This is a genomic window from Acinetobacter sp. 802_lipA, assembly GCF_058242885.1.
Genome location: NZ_JBZAYP010000001.1, coordinates 1456324 through 1473333, shown reverse-complemented (window position 1 = coordinate 1473333; position 17010 = coordinate 1456324). Strand labels below are relative to the sequence as shown.

Sequence of the window (17010 nt, the reverse complement as noted above, 5' to 3'; positions counted from 1 at the left end):
CATGGCTCATTTTATAGGGGGAATGGAATTTTTAATGTGTAGTATTGTGAATGAGTTTGTTGAACGGGCTGTGACACTGTTTAATATTTACTTCATAATGAACAAATTAGTGGGCGCTATTGTAACCAGTGCAATAAAAAATATACGAAAAAAATGACAACCCGTTTTAGTATAGCGTTGCTCAGAACGAGGCCAGTGAGGCGGAAAGGTTGACTGAAAACAATGAAGATTAAATGTATCCTAGCCAGCTGTGTGTTGTTTTTCGCGCCGTGGAGTCATGCCTTGGATTTGGTCGACGCTTTACAACGCGCCAAAGTCAATGATCCCAACTGGCAAGCCAATTTACTCCAATATGAAGCAGATCAACTCAATTTAGGCATTGCACAAGGCAATTTACTACCTACCATTGGTCTGTCTGGGAATGTGACTCGAAAAAATCAACCCATTGGGCAGGTGAGTTCGGTTCTTTCCATGCCCGATACGACCACCACCAAACAAGTGGCGATTACGGCGCGCCAACCCCTTTTTCGTTGGGATGCGTGGGAAGGGTTGAAACAAGTCAAGACCTCCCTCAGTTTAAGTGAAGTCAATTTACAGCTACAGCGACAGCAACACATTTTAGCGGTGACGGAAGCCTATTTTAATGTACTGCGCCAACAAAGTTTAACCGCAGCCAATTTACAAGAAGAACGGGCTCTACTTGAGCAACTGAATATGATGAATGCCAAACTCAGAGAGGGTTTGGTGGCAAAAAGTGATGTGAGTGAAGCCAATGCACAATTCCAAAGCGCACAGGCCAACCGCATTGCGACGCATGTACAACTGGTCTTGGCGCAGGAACAACTGGCGCAAATGATCGGGCCTTATCAAGAAAACTTGGCAGTGCTGCGTGAAGACTTTCAGTTTCAAAAGCCTTATCCTGCAGAACTTTCAGCATGGACTAATTTAGCTCTCGCACAGAACCTAGGCATTCAGCAGGCACGCTTACAACAGAGCTATGCTGAAGATCAAAAACGGGTTGAACAAGCTGCGTTGTATCCGCAAATTGAAGCTGTGGGAAGCTATGGTTATAGTGAGCAGACTCCTGAGAATATTATGTCGGCCAAAGGCAACTTTGATCAGATTGGTATTGAGATGAATTGGAATGTTTATACCGGTGGGCGAACCAAGAAGTCGATTCAAAAAGCCGCTGTTAACGTCAAAAAATCTGAAGCCGAATTGGATGCCGCCATCCGTAAAGCCAACACCGAGGTGAAAAAGTCTTATTTGCAAGTGGAAACAGACCAAGCCAAGTTGCAAGCACGTAAAGCTGCTATGGAATCATCCAGCCTCGTCTCTCGTGCCTCACAAGCGCAGTATCAAGAAGGCTTAAAAACCATGGTCGATGTTTTACTGGCACAGCGCAATGCCTTTTCGGCCAAGCAAGATTATGTCAATGCTAAGTATGACTATCTGATCAATGTCTTGCATTTAAAGGCATCTGTGGGTAAGTTGACTGAACAAGATATTCAAGAAATGAATGCATGGTTGGTGGACAAAGCACGCTTATAAAAGGGTCTTGTCATCAAATCTTCACAATTGCTATGCTTTAATATCGCTCAATCTTTAGTCCCTCATGATGTTGCTGTGGAGTACGTCCTTTGCCAAATAGTCCTGTTTTAAACCATCACATTTCTTCGCAGTTCAATGAGGATTTGCAGGATGTGAACACCAAATTTATGACCATGGGTGGTTTGGTAGAGCAACAAGTGGCGAATGCAATTCATGCACTACTCGACACCGATGCCAACTTAGCGGTCGATGTTCAGTTTAAAGACAATGCGGTGAATCAGCTCGAACGTGAAATTGATGAAGCCTTGACCTTGATTTTGGCGCGTCGTCATCCTGCTGCGATTGATTTGCGTATGGTGATTGCGATGTCGAAAGCCAATACCGACCTAGAGCGTATTGGTGATGAAGCGGCGAAAATTGCTCGTATTGCGCAAAGCTTATGTGAAGATGGCGAATCCCCGCGCGGTTATATGGAAACGCGTCATATTGGTAACCAAGTCCGTGTCATGATTCATGATGCCCTAGACGCTTTTGCACGTTTAGATGCAGAACAAGCGCTACGTGTGATGATGGCCGATGCTGATATTGATCGTGAATATCAATCTGCAACGCGTACTTTGATGACTTATATGATTGAAGACCCGCGTCATATTGCGCGTGTGATTAATGTGATGTGGGTATTACGTTCATTAGAGCGTATTGGCGATCATGCGCGTAACATTTCTGAGCAAGTGATTTACATGGTGAAAGGTTTGGATGTGCGTCATACCAGTTTTGAAGAAGTTGAAAAACATATCCAAAAATAAAAAAGCGTATCTTATTTTTCAAGCACAACTTCGGTTGTGCTTTTTAATGGTTGCTTAATTTTTAGATAAAAAAAATCTCAGACTTTGGGGGAAATCTGAGACTAAAATCGGGGATATTTATCGTTATCGATAAGAGGTTTCCCTCTATCCTTGAATGCCATTATAGGAAAGATGTTTTTCTGCGTCATGTAGGTTCTTGTAGTGTAATGTTGAGTTTTGCAATGGTTGTGTAGCGCTATGTTTACACTTAATTATTTAGATACAAATAACGGCTTTATAGCGTAATTGGGTCATCAATATGTCATCTATTTGGGGGTTGGTCATCCCTGTGCTTAGATAGAACATTGTATGAATAAAAAGAAAAGCCCCGATGTTGGGGCTTTTCAAATGTGCAACGCTTTATCACGCCTCAGGCTTTAAGCCTTCTGCTTTTTCTAAGCTTTCATCATTGTTAAAGAACTTCTCACGTTGTTCTTCAAGAAACTTTTTCGCATCAGGTTCAAACACATTTAAGCGTTTTTCATTGATTAAAGTGGTTTGGTGCTTTAACCATTCTCCCCAAGCTTGCTTGGAGATACTTTCAAAAAGTTCTTGGCCTTTTGCGCCAGGGAAAGGTGCAAAGTCTAAACCTTCCATTTCTGTTTGATATTTACGGCAAAAAACTTGTCGAGTCATATCTAGATGTCCTTATTGAGCATAAAGTTTTTCTAAACGCGCATGGGCACGTTCAATGGCAGCTTCTACTTGCGCAGGTGCAGTTCCACCAATGTGGTTACGTGCATTGACTGACGCTTCAAGGGTTAGTGCTTTTTCAAATACATCCGCTTGAATTAAGTCAGAGAACTGTTGAAGTTGTTCTAAAGTTAATTCAGAAAGATCTTTTGATTCTTGTACACCTAAAGCAACGGCTTTACCCACAATTTCATGTGCATCACGGAAAGCTACGCCATTTTTTACAAGGTAATCAGCCAAGTCCGTTGCGGTTGAGAAACCACGCAGGGCTGCTTCACGCATGATTTCAATGTTTGGCACCAAAGCAGGAATCATGTCTGCAAAAGCCATGAGCGAGCCACGCACGGTATCAATCGCATCAAACAACGGTTCTTTGTCTTCTTGGTTGTCCTTGTTATACGCCAATGGTTGACCTTTCATCAGTGTTAACAAGCTCATCAGGTCGCCATAGACACGGCCTGTTTTACCGCGCACTAACTCTGGAACATCTGGATTTTTCTTTTGTGGCATGATTGAAGAGCCAGTACAGAAACGGTCTGGAATGTTTACGAACTTAAACTGTGCAGACGTCCAAAGAATCAGTTCTTCTGACATGCGTGATAAGTGCATCATGATCAGAGACGCCGCAGCATTGAATTCAATACCGAAGTCGCGGTCAGATACTGCATCGAGTGAGTTTTCAGAAACGGCTTCAAAACCCAGTAACTCTGCTGTAAATGCGCGGTCGATTGGGTAAGTGGTACCTGCAAGTGCTGCTGAACCTAAAGGCATACGGTTAGTACGTTTACGACAGTCAATGAGGCGCTCAGAGTCACGCACTAACATTTCAAACCATGCCAACAGGTGGTGACCAAAAGTCACAGGCTGTGCCGTTTGTAAGTGGGTGAAGCCCGGCATAATGGTATATGTGTTCTGAGCAGCAATACTCAAAATACCTTTTTGTAATTTTTTCAGTAATTCTAAAATGGCATCGATTTCATCGCGGACATAGAGGCGAATGTCGGTTGCCACTTGGTCATTACGGCTACGACCTGTGTGGAGCTTTTTACCTGTGATGCCAATCCGTTGAGTCAAACGCGACTCAATGTTCATGTGCACATCTTCTAGGTCAATACGCCATTCGAACTGACCCGCTTCGATTTCAGCTTGAATGGTGTTTAAGCCATTGATGATGTCATCACGTTCTTGTTCTGTCAGAACGCCAACTTTTGCAAGCATGGTCGCGTGAGCATTAGAACCTGCAATATCTTGTTTATAAAAGCGTTGGTCAAATTGTACAGATGCTGTAAATTCAGCAACAAAGGCATCAGTAGCTTCAGAGAAACGACCGCCCCACATACCCGAAGTTTGGGCTTGTGACGGATTTGAGGAATTAGAAGATGTGGTCATGTCGGCTCAATAAGATAAAAAGCGGTAGAACTCGCATGAGTATAACAAATTCAAGACAACTTGCCGAAGTTCAAGATGCGCAAAATTTAACTTCCAGTAGGGCTAAGCCAAATATCTCTTATTTATTTAGCAAAATCGTGCAATGGCCGCATTTGTTGGAATTATTTGTCGGCGGAAATTTGTTGGCCATGCTGTTGGCATTGGCTGAAGCACAGTCTTGGACAAACTTGGTGTTTGAGCATGTGCTGGGCTATATGCTGTATATCAATTGGGTTTTACTGTCTTTTACCGCACTGATGCAGTATGGGCAAAAAAAATTGCAGAATTTAAGTCTAGGTATGACTTTATTGTCAGGCTTTTTTCTATTACAGATCATTGTTTTGGTGACCACGCTCAGCCTTAATATACTGATCTTCTTTGGAGCTAATTTTAGTTTCAATGGTTTGACTTCAGCCATCTTATGGAATGATGTTGCTTTGCATTTGGGCTATGGCTTGCTGTTAGGCAGCTTTTGTTTTCGTTATTTGTACCTAAGAGAACAGTGGTTTAGGCAGCAAAATAGTGAGCTGAATGCACGGGTGCAAGCCATGCAAGCCCGTATCCACCCGCATTTTTTGTTTAATAGTTTAAACAATGTGATTTGCCTAATTGCGATTGACCCAGATAAAGCCGAACAGATGTTGCTCAATCTATCGCGTCTGTTTAGAGCCAGTTTCCAAGAGTTAAAACTGGTCAAGCTCAGTGATGAAATTGAGTTGTGTCAGCGTTATTTGGCGATTGAGCAAATTCGTTTGGGGGATCGTTTACAGGTTGAATGGAAAATCGAGCATGCCGAATTGTGTAAGCAGGTACAAATTCCACTCTTAACTTTACAACCTTTACTTGAAAATAGTATTTTTCATGGTGTTGAAAAATTTTTAACTAAGAGTACGATAAGTGTACTGATTGAAATATTGCAAAATCAAGTTAATATCGTCATAACTAACCCATTTACAAAGGAAACAATTCATAAACGACAAGGACATGGTATTGCCATTGAAAATGTGAAGCAGCGTCTAGAGGCATATTTTGGGCGAACTGTGAGCTTTCAAACCTATGCAGGGGAGGGAATGTATACCACTGTTGTGCAGTATCAATATAAATAAGCCGCAGTGAACCTATAAAAATAAACAAGGTGACTGTTGGGGAGGAGATAAATGGACATCCTAATTTGTGATGATGAGCCTTTAGCAATCGAACGTTTGTCTAGATTGGTGAGTCAGCTCGGACATCAAGTGGTGGCAACAGCCTCACATGGTCAACAAGCAATTGAATTAACTCAACAATATGAACCAGATGTGGTACTTTTAGATATTCAAATGCCAGAAATGGATGGTTTGACCTGTGCGCATTATTTGCGCCAACTTGAACCGATGCCTGCATTGGTGTTTTGTACAGCTTATGATGAACATGCACTCGATGCATTTAAGTCACATGCTGAAGGTTATTTATTAAAACCAGTGATGCAACAGGAATTGCAACAGGTGCTCGGTCACCTCACTAAATTAACCCAAGCTCAAATGAGCGAGATAAAACAAAAAGAAAATATGGACGAATTTAACGTAAAGCGACATCAAATCGCAGCGAAAACCTATCGTGGTGTGGAATTGGTGCCCATTGAAAATATTTATTATTTTTTGGCGGATCAAAAATATGTCACGGTACGCCACAAAAACGGCAGTGTCTTAATTGATGAAACCTTAAAAGACTTAGAGCATGAGTTTGGGGAGGCCTTTATTCGTATTCACCGTAATGCCTTGGTTTCAGTTCACTTTTTAGAAGGGCTTGAAGTGGTCAACTCTGGGCAGTATCAAGTGCGTTGCCGTGAATTAGATGAGCGCCTAGCAGTGAGTCGACGGCATTTACCGGGCTTGCGAGAGCGCTTACATAAGCTTTAGCACGCCAATTAAATGGCTCTGCTGCTGCTGAGGCGGGGCGCTTTGGGCTGAATACATTTCCAATGGGGTAAATTCAGTTTAAGATAGTTTCATTCTTATTGGCACATACTAAAATTTATGAAAACCCTAAAGATCGCTACTCGACAAAGCCCGCTTGCTCTTTGGCAAGCTGAACATATTCGTGCTCGTTTAGAAGCACTGCATGCGGGGCTCACAGTAGAGTTAGTGACTTTTGTTACCCAAGGGGACAAAATTTTAGATACGCCATTGGCAAAAATTGGTGGCAAAGGTTTATTTGTCAAAGAGCTTGAAGCAGCTTTGTTGGATGGTCGTGCTGATTTGGCGGTGCATTCGATGAAAGATGTTCCGATGGCTTTGCCTGAAGGTTTGTCGCTGGCCGTCATTTGTGAGCGTGAAGATCCTTTAGATGCTTTTGTGTCGAATAGTTATGTTAGTTTTGATGCCTTGCCACAAGGAGCAAAGGTCGGTACTTCGAGTTTGCGCCGTAAATGCCAAATTTTAAAACAACGACCCGACCTAGAGATTATTGATTTACGTGGGAATGTGGGAACGCGTTTATCTAAATTAGACGCAGGTCAGTACGATGCCATTATTTTGGCCAGTGCAGGATTAAAACGCTTGGGGTTGGCAGAACGTATCCGTCATACCATTCGCCCAGAGTTGAGTTTACCTGCTGTGGGTCAGGGCGCTTTAGGGCTAGAGTGCCGTGCAAATGATCAAGCGGTATTGGATTTGATTCATCCTTTATTACATGTAGAAACCGATACCTGTGTTCGCGCTGAACGTGCTTTCAATGCTTATCTTGAAGGTGGATGCCAGGTACCTATTGCAGGCTATGCCACTTTAGCAGACAACCGTATTCAGCTTGAAGGGCGTGTGGGGAGTGTCGATGGGCAAACGCTCCTCAAAGCACAAGTGGCGGGTGATGCCGCTGAAGCCGAGCATTTGGGCGTTGTCCTTGCACAAGAGTTATTGGCTCAAGGTGCAGGTGATTTACTCAAAGCCTTTTATCACTAATATTTCTTAACGATGCTGTTTATTAATACGCGCCCTGTTGATCGCGCGGCAAGCCTCACGATGGCACTAGAGCAACAGGCTGTTGAGGTCTATCCATTGCCGTTACTGGAGTTGTTGCCTAGAGCATGGAGTCATGACCTAGCACGCTTGTATCAGCAGTTAGCGCACACCCAAGTGATTGTGGTGGTCAGCCCCAGTGCCGTGCAGTTTGGTATGGCACATTTGCTGCAAAGCGGTTTAACGGTGTCCGATTTACAGCATATTCAATGGATTGCAGTCGGACAAAAAACAGCGCAGGCTTTGGGCGAATATGGTTTGGACAGTGTGGTGCCTGAGGTGGAAACCTCTGAAGGGATGTTACAACTGCCTGTTTTGCAGAACTTGGCCAGTGATGCGAGTATTGCATTTTGGCGAGGAGAAGGTGGGCGTCAGTTTATGATGGACACCTTAATGCAACACGGACGTCTTATACTGAACTTTGTTTTGTATGAGCGTCGCTGTCCAAATGAAACGATGCAGCAACAGGCTGAATTAATTCAATGTTTATCAGAACATAATCACTACGTCGCACTGATCAGCAGTGAGGCCAGTTGGCTGAATTGGTTAGCGCTGCTGGACACAAATATTCAGCTCCTGCAACAAGGACACTTTTTGGTGTTGGGTGAGCGTTTGGCACAGATCTTGAAGCAGTATCAACAGCAAATGCATGTGCCGTTTAAAATGAGTGTACTGAAAGATTTAAAGACAGCCACGATTGTACAGTTGTTACAAAGTGAGCAAGGGAACGCATGAAGAAGATTCTTATCATTGTATTGATGGCTGCATTGGCGTGGATTGCGAAGCTAAGTTATGACGTGTGGGGGTTGAGTACACAGCAAGCTACTTTGCTCAATGAAATGCACCAAATCGAACAGCGCAGCGCCAACTTGAACGATCAAGTCGTGGCTATGCAGCGTCAAAAAGAAACTTTGAAACAAAACCCAACAGCAGCGAATGTGACGAGTAGCCAACCTGCCGAATTGGTGGTTGAGGGTATTGATCCAATTTTGTTTATTAAGCAACAGTTGGACTTGGTTGAGTTTGCCTTAAAGCAACAGCAGTATGTGGTGGCCACCGATAAGTTGGCTTTTTTAGATATGCAGCTGGAAAAATATAACTTGGCTGTGGCGTTGAAGCAAAGTTTGCATCAGGTCATAGCGCGAGATATGCAAACCATTCAGAAGTTTGTGGCTGAGCGCAATGAGCAGCAAGCGCTGATTAACCGCCAGCTGCAACAGATTGATCAGGCTTTAAGTCGAGAAATACAACAACCTCAGTTAAACACCACGCGCGATACGTCCGAATCCTTTTGGAAGCAATGGTTGAGGCTCGAACCTGCGCAAGCACCTGCAACAGCGTTAATGCAACGACAAATCGTGCTTAAAGAAGCCCAGTTACGTTTATTGTTGGCACGCCAAGCCTTAGCTGCAGGGCAATATACCGAATACCAAAAAGACTTAACCGAAGTAATGCTGTTGATCCAGCAACTTCCAGACCCTAAAGCCAAAGAGCTGCTGAAACAGCTGAATAAGCTGAAAACATTGGTGGTTGTCCCAACGCCTATTTTAAGTACGCGTGCGTTGTTGGGGTAATGGAATGAAACAAATACTGATTGCTTATGGTTTGGTGAGTTTAATTGCAATTGCTGTGTTGAGTGTCTTGAGTTATGGGCATGGTGCGGGTTATGTCTACGTGTTTTGGCATGACTGGCAGTTACAAACCAATCTCTGGATCGTATTTATTGCTCTAGCACTGCTTAGTTTTAGCTTGCATTTGGTTTGGTTGGGGCTAAAACGGTATCTCAGTCGAGAAAAACGCAAAGCGGAAACTGTTTTTGATTTTAAAAGTTTGCATCCTTATGAACAACTGGCTGTGATTTGGCTGTTGGATGCAGGTCGAGATCAACAAGCCTTTATTCAAAATGCCTTCGCGCAGTCGGGCTTGCTCAAAAGTATAATCGATGCACGTTTATATTTGATGCAGGAGCAGTTCCCTGAAGCCTTAAGCGCCTTGAGCCAAAGCAATGCCATGGCTTTTGAGTTGGCTGAACTGCAGCGTATTGAACTGTTTTTAGCACAAGAAGATGCAGAACAGGCTTTAACCCATCTAGAGTTTCTCAATCAACATGAACTTTCACCTTGGCTTAAAGATGTGCAAACCGCTTATGAAGCGTGTTTAAAAGAGCTATGGGGGCGTTTTGCGATTCAGTTTCCGTGGCTGTATTTACGCTCAACCCAATATGGTCATTTAGATCAAGATGTGAAAAAAGCATGGCTGAAGCGTTTGTTGATAAAATTTGATCAAGCCAATTATGAAAATTTAGAGGATTTAAAACAACGTTATTTGGATTTGTCTGATCAGATTTTCAGCCGCAGTTATGATGTTCAACTGCTGTGGCTTAAGTTATTAGCACGTATGCCAGACATGAGTGAACAGCACGAACACTTGTCGATTTATTTGCTCAATCAGCAGTTTAATTCGGAAGTATTTTATTTGTGGTTCCAGCAGCAACTTTTGAAACAGCAACCCGATTATGTGGACTTGCAGCAACACATTGAAGCATGGGAAGCGAAGTATACGAGTGTGCCGGTTTTGAGTTTTGCCAAGTGGCATATTTATACTGCTTTAGGCATGCAAGAGCAGGCAGATGCGTTATTAAGTTTATATCCCGATAATGTATTAATGAACTATTTAAGAATCAAATCGACTTTAAATGGTGATGAAGATTTAATTAAACAGTTAAATTTAATTTTTGAAAATAATGCAAATTTTGTAGAAATGAAAATATAGGTGCATAATGCAGAGCGTTTTAGATTACCCATTGGTTTATACTCAACACGTGGCTTGGGGAGATATGGATGCCTTTGGTCATGTTAATAATGTCATGTATTATCGTTATGTTGAAAGTGCTCGTTTGGCTTATATTGAACATACGGGTATTTTATCTGCTGATGTGCTGACTGTTGTTGCATCAAATCAGTGCAAATATTTAAAACCAGTATTTTATCCAGACCAATTAAAAATTAGTGCACGTATTGAAGAACTCAGAAATAGTGCATTTCGTATGCACTATTTATTATGGAGTGAACAGCAACAAGCATTCGTTGCGGAAGCAGAAGCGGTCATTGTTTGTGTTAATAAAACCAATATGCAGAAAACATTAATTCCTGAACTGGTGCGTCAAAAACTCAAAGAATTTGAGTTAACCGTCGGTCACCAAATATAAATCTCTTTTTATTTATTTTAAAAGTCGTTAGACTATATAAATATTGTCTAAGTATTGTTGTTTAAGTCATGGATGAGTTGAGTCTTTGGTCTAATCAAAATATTATTAAATAGACTCAGTAAATAAAATGTTGGTTAATGGAGTTAATGTAATGCCAGATATTAGTAATTTATCCGTAGAAGAGTTAAAGCGTCTACAAATCGAAGCGGAAGCTTTAATTGCATCTAAAAAAGATCAAGCAATTGAAGATGCTTATACTCAAATTAACGCGATTGCGGAAAATGTAGGCTTAAGCATTGAACAAATTTTAGAGTTTGGCGCGACCAAGCGTAAAAAAGGCACACGTAAGTCGGTTGAACCGCGTTACCGTAACAAAGGCAATGCTGCTGAGACATGGACTGGCCGTGGTAAGCAACCACGTTGGTTGGTGGCTCAGTTAGAAAAAGGTGCGAAGCTTGAAGATTTTCTAATCTAAGTCATCACCTTGTCACAGATGTGACATAAGCTCAAAAAACCAAGCATCATCTGCTTGGTTTTTTTATAGTTAAAGTTTGGTGTTGTTGTAAAATTATGCATAATGTCTATCAAAGAAAGACAAGAAATGAAGCAAGGAAGAATAATTGAAAGTTCGTGGTGGGAGAATCACAAAACCTAAATACATCACGTGGTGGATGTTTGCAGTCGTTGCCTTTTTAATTTTTGTTTTGCTGCAAATTCCTGCGGCATGGCTCATTGCAAAATTTTATAAAAACAACCAAGTTTTACATAACGTCAGCGGTAATATTTGGCATGGACAGGCCGATTGGCAAACTGGAAAATTACGTGGAACTGTGCTTTGGACCACCCGACCTTTAGATTTACTGCTCCTTCGTGTAGGAGCCAATCTCGAAATTTATAGTGCCAATACCAAGCTTGAAGGCGTTTTGGCCTATGGGTTTGGGAAAAAAATAATGGTACGTGATTTAAACGGACAAATTGCACCTGAAACGTTAAAGTCGTTGGCCAATTGGCAATGGCCAAGTAATGCGATTCAGTTAAAAGAAATTGATTTTAACTATAAAAAAGAGCAGGGATTTGATCAAGTGGATGGGGGAATACAATGGGCAGGCGGCGAACTCATGTATATCTTTGCGCAGCGCCCACAACAAATGCAGATTCCATCGTTAGCGGGCCGTTTGTCGCAGGAGCAAAATAAGCTGATGGTCGATTTACGCGATCAACGACAACAAAAACTGATGAACCTGACCATCGACCCAAGTCTGATGTTAGATGTGCAATTAACCCAGCGTCTTATGTTGAATGTCCCGTCATATCAAGGTAAAGCAGGCCTAGATAGTTATGTGGTGAGTTCACGTCAGCCTTTACTTAGTGGGGGCTTTTAATGGGTTTTGATCTGCAAAAATTACCAGAAGTGAATCTCAAACAGTTTGAACGTATAGTGCCACTGTGCTTAATGCTTTTGATCTTGGCACTATGCTGGAAGTTGGCTGGCTTATTTTGGCTTTGGGTAGCGCCACCACAAGTCATGCAAATGCCACGCGTTGAATTGGGTTCACAGCAACCACAAGTTCCGAATATTACCAATTTTGCGTTATTTGCAGAGCAAAGTAAGAATCCTGCAGATGATCAGCTCAATTTACAGCTACAAGGGGTGGTGGTTGGACAACCCAGTCAGTTCTCATCTGCTGTGATTAAGGCAAATAATGTAGCAGAGCGCTATCGGGTGGGGGAAAACATCGAAGGCAGCGCTTATTATTTGTCAGAGGTGTATTGGGATCGCGCGATTCTCAAAAATAACAGTGGGCAAACCCGAGAATTGTTTTTTCAAGGGATTGATAATTTAGATCAGCAAATTGTGCCCCCAGCAACAGCACCCGTTGCAGCGCCTGCTGTGAGTCAAGAGCAGCAAGCATTAGGCCAAGCAGTACAGAACTTACAACAAGATCGTGAGCAATATTTAAAAGATTTGGGTGTAAATACCAATAACACAGGGCAAGGTTATCAAGTCACTGAGCAAACACCAGCTGCACTGCGAAGCCGTTTAGGCTTGCAGGCTGGGGATCAAATTATGTCTTTAAATGGTCAAACGATCGGACAGGGGCAAAACGATGCGCAGTTGTTAGAACGTGCGCGCCGTGAAGGACAAGTAAAAATAGAAGTGAAACGTGGTGATCGTATCATTACGGTACAACAGAATTTTCAGTGATCGAACATCACCAATATTAGTTAGGAATGACTTGGATTTATGGCTTTATTGAATCACCGCCCTGCTTGGGCACTGACAATCGCAGCGCCTTTGCTTGCCATGGTGAGTACAGCCAGCTATGCACAAACGTGGAAAATTAATCTGCGCGATGCGGACTTAACTGCATTTATTAATGAAGTTGCCGATATTACTGGGAAAAACTTTGCAGTTGATCCACGGGTACGCGGCAATGTCACGGTGATTTCAAACAAAGCGTTGAATAAGCAAGAAGTCTACGACTTGTTCTTAGGGGTCTTGAATGTCAATGGTGTGGTTGCGATTCCTTCTGGGCGGACCATTAAAATTGTGCCTGACAGTAATGTTAAAAGTTCAGGCATTCCCTATGATGTTCGTCACCGTGCCACAGGCGATCAGGTTGTGACGCGGGTGATTTGGCTGGAAAACACCAATGCCAATGACTTGATTCCTGCACTGCGTCCATTGATGCCGCAGTTTGCGCATTTATCTGCAGTGAATGGCACCAATGCACTGATTGTGTCAGATCGCGCCAGCAATATTTATCAGCTTGAGACGATTATTCGTAACTTGGATGGGACGGGACAAAATGATATCGAAGCGGTGTCGTTGCAGTCGAGTCAGGCTGAGGAAATGATTGGGTTACTAGAAAGTATGAGCGGAACGGGCTCGATCAAAGATTTAAAAGGCTCCAGAATACGAATTATTGCAGATAACCGTACCAATCGGATTATTCTAAAAGGGGATACCGCGACGCGTAAACGTATTCGCCAAATGATCGAGATGCTGGATGTGCCTGCTGCGGAGCGTTTAGGCGGCTTGAAGGTGTTCCGCTTAAAATATGCCAGCGCTAAAAGCTTATCCGAAATTTTACAAGGTTTGGTCTCAGGGCAGGCTGTTAATTCTAGTCAGTCTAACGACAGTAATAACAATAGTAATTCCAGCTATAACCAAAATAATAGCTCGAGTGAAGGTTCATCTTCACAGATTTCCACGCCAAGTATTAACTTAAACAGCCAGTCCAATCGCAATCAGAACAACATCACTAGCTTTAACAGTAATGGGGTCAGTATTATTGCCGATAGTTCGCAAAATGCATTGGTGGTTAAAGCAGACCCTCAGTTGATGCGTGAAATCGAGTCGGCTATTCAGCAGTTGGATACGCGTCGTCAGCAAGTCCTGATTGAGGCGACTATTCTCGAGGTGGAAGGAAACGATGCTGACCAGCTGGGTGTGCAATGGGCGATGGGTGATTTAAGCAGTGGTGTTGGGATTATCAATTTTGACAATATTGGTTCGAGTCTCAAGAGTATTGCTGCAAACTATTTAACGGGGGGCGGTGCGGGGGCTGCAAGTGCAATTGGCGCGGGTGGTTCGTTAATCCTTGGGGATTATAAAGAAGGCAGTGATGGCTCGCGTCAGTTATATGGCGCGATGATCCAAGCGTTAAAAAGTAATACCAAGTCGAATCTGCTGTCTACACCATCGATTGTCACTATGGACAATGAAGAGGCTTATATCGTCGTGGGTGAAAATGTGCCCTTTGTAACAGGCTCAGTTTCTACCACCTCTTCAGGTACAGCTAACCCCTACACCACCATTGAACGTAAAGATGTGGGTGTAACGCTTAAGGTGGTGCCACATATTGGTGAAGGTGGCACCATCCGCTTAGAGATTGAACAAGAAGTCTCGGATGTCAAAACTAATAAAGGTGAAGCGCAGGATTTGGTTACCAGTAAGCGTGCGATTAAAACCTCAGTCTTGGCTGAACATGGCAATACCATCGTTTTAGGCGGCTTGATTTCAGATAACACATCTTATTCACGCCAATCGATTCCAGGTCTTGGTGCAATACCAGGGTTAGGGCGTTTGTTCCGCTCAGATGGTAAGTCGGATCAGAAACGTAATTTGCTGGTTTTCATTCATCCGACGATTGTGGGAGATGGGGAGTCTGCGCGTCGCCTTTCTCAGCAGCGTTACAGTCAGCTTTATAGTTTGCAGTTAGCCATGGATAAAGATGGTAGCTTTGCCAAGTTGCCTGAAAATGTCGATGATGTTTTCCAACAGCGTTTGCCTGTGACATCAACCAAACCGGCCTTGCCACAATCGTATCAACAAGTGCCAAGCAGTCCAACCACAACGCAACCGATGGTTGAAACAACGCCTGTGGCCATTGAACCTGCGATTCGTAAACAGCCGATTGCGAGTGTTCCTAAAAATACCACCTTGCGGCAGTTATACCCGACGGTTCATCCTCAGATTGGCTTGAACCTAATGATGGAAAATGTTCAAGGTGCTCGTGTGGCACACATGGCACAGGTGGTATCGACAAGCTATTCCATCCCTGAGCGATATACTGAGAATGTCTCGATAGGTTCAGCCTAGCTGTCCTGCCATTCATCTGTAAGGGAAGGTGAAATGGTAAAGAATATTCTCTGTGTTATCATAAATCAGCACATAGAGAGATAAGTCATGACTTGGAAAATACAAGCAATTACTGGCGAATTAACGGGCCAAGAAATTAGCATTGATCGTGATATGTTGGTCGGTCGTCATCAAGCAGCGGATATTTTATTACAACAATCTGAAATTTCGCGTAAACATGCGGCCTTTTTACTGAAAGAACACGCTTTGTGGCTACAAGACTTGGGTTCTTCAAATGGCACATATGTGAATGATGTGCAAATTGCGGCAGAAACGTTGTTGAAGCAAGGCGATATCGTTCAGTTTGCAAGCTTAAAGTTTTCGGTCTTTGAGCCTGCTAAAGCGCTAGAAGACGTGGTGGAATCGGTAGAGGTTGCAACTTTAGGTGCAGCTGTGGTTGAAGCGCCGATTAGCCAGCCATCAGAAGCGGTAGCTACTTCAGAAACTGCCCAAGCGGAAGTCGGTGCTGATGCACCTGTTATTGAGCCAGAACAGCCAAAAACAGCGGCACAGCATATGAGCGATCAGGGTATGCCTGAGCTAAAAGAACGCGATGGTAATGTGAGTTTAACGCGTGACGGGATGCCGCAAAATGTCGGTATTCCGAAACCCGCTCCTATTCCAGCAGGGGTGGATTTGAATGCGCCTAGCGTGCCTCAGGTTGAGAATAATGAGGCTCCAAAAGTACAGGTTGAGCAAGAGGCAGAAACTCAGAAAAATGCCTCGCTGGGGCTAATCTCGATTATTGTCTTGATTATTTTAGCGATTATTGCTTGGCTGATGTTCAAATAAAACGCAGATCACACTACAATCAAGGCATGCACAAGCATGCCTTGATTTTTTTGGGCAGTACACGATAAAAATGGGTGAGGGTGAATGAATATTGCAAATTTGGCACAGCGAGAGGTTTTACTTTTCGATCTAGATGGAACCTTGGTGGATTCAGCAACAGATTTGCATCGTGCCATGAATATGAGCCTGAATGCTTTGCAGCTGCCTACTGTTACTGAGGCGCAGGTGCGGGTCTGGGTTGGGAAGGGAACAGCGCTGTTTTGTCAAAGTACCTTGCAACATTTAACAGGTAGAGTTGATCCTGCCCAGCGACAACAATTGTTGGAGACGTTTTTAAAAATTTATAATGCCGACCCATGTGTGGAAACTCAGCCTTTCGATGGCATTCTTGAGTTTTTAGAATGGGGCTTGGTACAAAAGAAAACCATGATTTGCGTGACCAATAAACCTGAAGCGCCTGCGCGTGCTATTGTCGATCAGTTAGGCATGACCCATTATTTTGCTGATGTCATCGGCGGCGATCGTTTCGAAGAGCGTAAGCCACATCCGCGTCAATTGTTACATTGTGTTGAGCAATATGCACAAAGCAAAGATCAGGTCTTAATGATTGGGGACTCATCCAATGATGTTGAGGCTGCACGCCGTGCGGGTATTGATTGTGTTGTGGTCAGCTATGGCTATAATCATGGTGAAAATATTTTAGACTGTCAGCCACAGCAAGTGGTGGATAATCTGTGTGAACTGATTGGGTAACTTTGTAAACGAAGGAATGAACATGAGTAAACATATGGCTTTTCGATGGCGAAACTCAAACCACTAATTTTAAAAACTGATCACGCCATATTGAAAAAAATA

Annotated in this window: 17 protein-coding genes; 15 read left to right on the top strand and 2 right to left on the bottom strand. The window is 43.1% G+C overall.

Translation table 11 applies throughout. The annotated features are described in order from the left end of the window. The first annotated feature begins 222 nt into the window (after positions 1 to 222). On the top strand, positions 223 to 1551 hold the full coding sequence (abuO, locus tag AC4CU3_RS07420; RefSeq protein WP_039890330.1) for a multidrug efflux outer membrane protein AbuO: 1329 nt from the start codon (positions 223 to 225) through the stop codon (positions 1549 to 1551). A gap of 89 nt (positions 1552 to 1640) precedes the next feature. After that, positions 1641 to 2357 (top strand): phosphate signaling complex protein PhoU, encoded by a 717-nt coding sequence (gene phoU / locus AC4CU3_RS07415; protein ID WP_004692799.1) that lies wholly within the window; start codon positions 1641 to 1643, stop codon positions 2355 to 2357. A gap of 402 nt (positions 2358 to 2759) precedes the next feature. On the opposite strand, the gene AC4CU3_RS07410 is transcribed toward phoU, so the two are convergent. After that, entirely contained in the window at positions 2760 to 3032 is a 273-nt protein-coding gene (locus AC4CU3_RS07410) for an oxidative damage protection protein (protein ID WP_004978611.1), read from the bottom strand. Positions 3033 to 3044: 12 nt separating this feature from the next. Then, positions 3045 to 4478, bottom strand: coding sequence for an argininosuccinate lyase (argH, locus tag AC4CU3_RS07405; RefSeq protein ID WP_279043155.1), 1434 nt, complete (start codon positions 4476 to 4478; stop codon positions 3045 to 3047). On the opposite strand from argH, the gene AC4CU3_RS07400 reads away from it, so the two are divergent. The 13 genes from AC4CU3_RS07400 to AC4CU3_RS07340 all read left to right on the top strand — a co-directional run bounded on the left by AC4CU3_RS07400 (position 4469) and on the right by AC4CU3_RS07340 (position 16908). Continuing rightward, positions 4469 to 5623, top strand: coding sequence for a sensor histidine kinase (locus AC4CU3_RS07400; protein ID WP_279043153.1), 1155 nt, complete (start codon positions 4469 to 4471; stop codon positions 5621 to 5623). The two genes, argH and AC4CU3_RS07400, sit on opposite strands and share 10 nt — an antisense overlap. Before the next feature lie 51 nt (positions 5624 to 5674). Next, positions 5675 to 6415 carry a LytR/AlgR family response regulator transcription factor gene (locus AC4CU3_RS07395; protein ID WP_004978616.1) on the top strand — a complete coding sequence of 247 codons (741 nt, stop codon included), beginning with the start codon at positions 5675 to 5677 and terminating at the stop codon, positions 6413 to 6415. A 117-nt stretch (positions 6416 to 6532) separates the two neighbouring features. Beyond that, positions 6533 to 7453: a hydroxymethylbilane synthase gene (hemC, locus tag AC4CU3_RS07390; protein ID WP_201953304.1), complete on the top strand. Its 921-nt coding sequence runs from the start codon at positions 6533 to 6535 to the stop codon at positions 7451 to 7453. A 12-nt stretch (positions 7454 to 7465) separates the two neighbouring features. Then, a complete protein-coding gene (locus tag AC4CU3_RS07385; RefSeq protein ID WP_201953308.1) occupies positions 7466 to 8245 on the top strand; it encodes a uroporphyrinogen-III synthase in 780 nt (259 codons plus the stop codon). Then, a complete protein-coding gene (locus tag AC4CU3_RS07380) occupies positions 8242 to 9084 on the top strand; it encodes a hypothetical protein (RefSeq protein ID WP_201953311.1) in 843 nt (280 codons plus the stop codon). Before AC4CU3_RS07385 ends, AC4CU3_RS07380 begins: the two co-directional genes overlap by 4 nt. Positions 9085 to 9088: 4 nt before the next feature. Beyond that, positions 9089 to 10282 (top strand): hypothetical protein, encoded by a 1194-nt coding sequence (locus tag AC4CU3_RS07375; protein ID WP_004978625.1) that lies wholly within the window; start codon positions 9089 to 9091, stop codon positions 10280 to 10282. A gap of 7 nt (positions 10283 to 10289) precedes the next feature. Beyond that, entirely contained in the window at positions 10290 to 10718 is a 429-nt protein-coding gene (locus tag AC4CU3_RS07370; RefSeq protein WP_125273404.1) for an acyl-CoA thioesterase, read from the top strand. Positions 10719 to 10869: 151 nt separating this feature from the next. Further along, entirely contained in the window at positions 10870 to 11193 is a 324-nt protein-coding gene (locus AC4CU3_RS07365; RefSeq protein WP_004692786.1) for an H-NS histone family protein, read from the top strand. 196 nt (positions 11194 to 11389) lie between these two features. Then, positions 11390 to 12100: a type II secretion system protein N gene (gene gspN / locus AC4CU3_RS07360; protein WP_125273450.1), complete on the top strand. Its 711-nt coding sequence runs from the start codon at positions 11390 to 11392 to the stop codon at positions 12098 to 12100. Further along, a complete protein-coding gene (locus AC4CU3_RS07355; RefSeq protein WP_201953318.1) occupies positions 12100 to 12924 on the top strand; it encodes a type II secretion system protein N in 825 nt (274 codons plus the stop codon). The genes gspN and AC4CU3_RS07355 overlap by 1 nt, the downstream gene beginning before the upstream one ends. 39 nt (positions 12925 to 12963) lie before the next feature. Next, entirely contained in the window at positions 12964 to 15324 is a 2361-nt protein-coding gene (gspD, locus tag AC4CU3_RS07350) for a type II secretion system secretin GspD (protein WP_201953321.1), read from the top strand. An 87-nt stretch (positions 15325 to 15411) separates the two neighbouring features. Further along, complete coding sequence (locus AC4CU3_RS07345; RefSeq protein WP_201953324.1) at positions 15412 to 16155, top strand: FHA domain-containing protein; 744 nt, start codon at positions 15412 to 15414, stop codon at positions 16153 to 16155. 84 nt (positions 16156 to 16239) lie between these two features. Then, positions 16240 to 16908, top strand: a complete 669-nt coding sequence (locus tag AC4CU3_RS07340) for an HAD-IA family hydrolase (protein WP_201953327.1) — start codon at positions 16240 to 16242, stop codon at positions 16906 to 16908. The last annotated feature ends 102 nt before the right edge of the window (positions 16909 to 17010 follow it).

What these genes read in the sequence shown, in the direction of transcription:
- AC4CU3_RS07400 (WP_279043153.1), top strand. Translation starts at nt 4,469, where the DNA reads ATGTGGTCATGTCGGCTCAATAAGATAAAAAGCGGTAGAACTCGCATG.
- gspD (WP_201953321.1), top strand. Translation starts at nt 12,964, where the DNA reads ATGGCTTTATTGAATCACCGCCCTGCTTGGGCACTGACAATCGCAGCG.
- AC4CU3_RS07340 (WP_201953327.1), top strand. Translation starts at nt 16,240, where the DNA reads ATGAATATTGCAAATTTGGCACAGCGAGAGGTTTTACTTTTCGATCTA.
- gspN (WP_125273450.1), top strand. Translation starts at nt 11,390, where the DNA reads ATGTTTGCAGTCGTTGCCTTTTTAATTTTTGTTTTGCTGCAAATTCCT.
- AC4CU3_RS07365 (WP_004692786.1), top strand. Translation starts at nt 10,870, where the DNA reads ATGCCAGATATTAGTAATTTATCCGTAGAAGAGTTAAAGCGTCTACAA.
- argH (WP_279043155.1), bottom strand. Translation starts at nt 4,478, where the DNA reads ATGACCACATCTTCTAATTCCTCAAATCCGTCACAAGCCCAAACTTCG.
- abuO (WP_039890330.1), top strand. Translation starts at nt 223, where the DNA reads ATGAAGATTAAATGTATCCTAGCCAGCTGTGTGTTGTTTTTCGCGCCG.
- AC4CU3_RS07395 (WP_004978616.1), top strand. Translation starts at nt 5,675, where the DNA reads ATGGACATCCTAATTTGTGATGATGAGCCTTTAGCAATCGAACGTTTG.
- AC4CU3_RS07375 (WP_004978625.1), top strand. Translation starts at nt 9,089, where the DNA reads ATGAAACAAATACTGATTGCTTATGGTTTGGTGAGTTTAATTGCAATT.
- AC4CU3_RS07380 (WP_201953311.1), top strand. Translation starts at nt 8,242, where the DNA reads ATGAAGAAGATTCTTATCATTGTATTGATGGCTGCATTGGCGTGGATT.
- hemC (WP_201953304.1), top strand. Translation starts at nt 6,533, where the DNA reads ATGAAAACCCTAAAGATCGCTACTCGACAAAGCCCGCTTGCTCTTTGG.
- AC4CU3_RS07370 (WP_125273404.1), top strand. Translation starts at nt 10,290, where the DNA reads ATGCAGAGCGTTTTAGATTACCCATTGGTTTATACTCAACACGTGGCT.
- AC4CU3_RS07410 (WP_004978611.1), bottom strand. Translation starts at nt 3,032, where the DNA reads ATGACTCGACAAGTTTTTTGCCGTAAATATCAAACAGAAATGGAAGGT.
- AC4CU3_RS07385 (WP_201953308.1), top strand. Translation starts at nt 7,466, where the DNA reads ATGCTGTTTATTAATACGCGCCCTGTTGATCGCGCGGCAAGCCTCACG.
- AC4CU3_RS07345 (WP_201953324.1), top strand. Translation starts at nt 15,412, where the DNA reads ATGACTTGGAAAATACAAGCAATTACTGGCGAATTAACGGGCCAAGAA.
- AC4CU3_RS07355 (WP_201953318.1), top strand. Translation starts at nt 12,100, where the DNA reads ATGGGTTTTGATCTGCAAAAATTACCAGAAGTGAATCTCAAACAGTTT.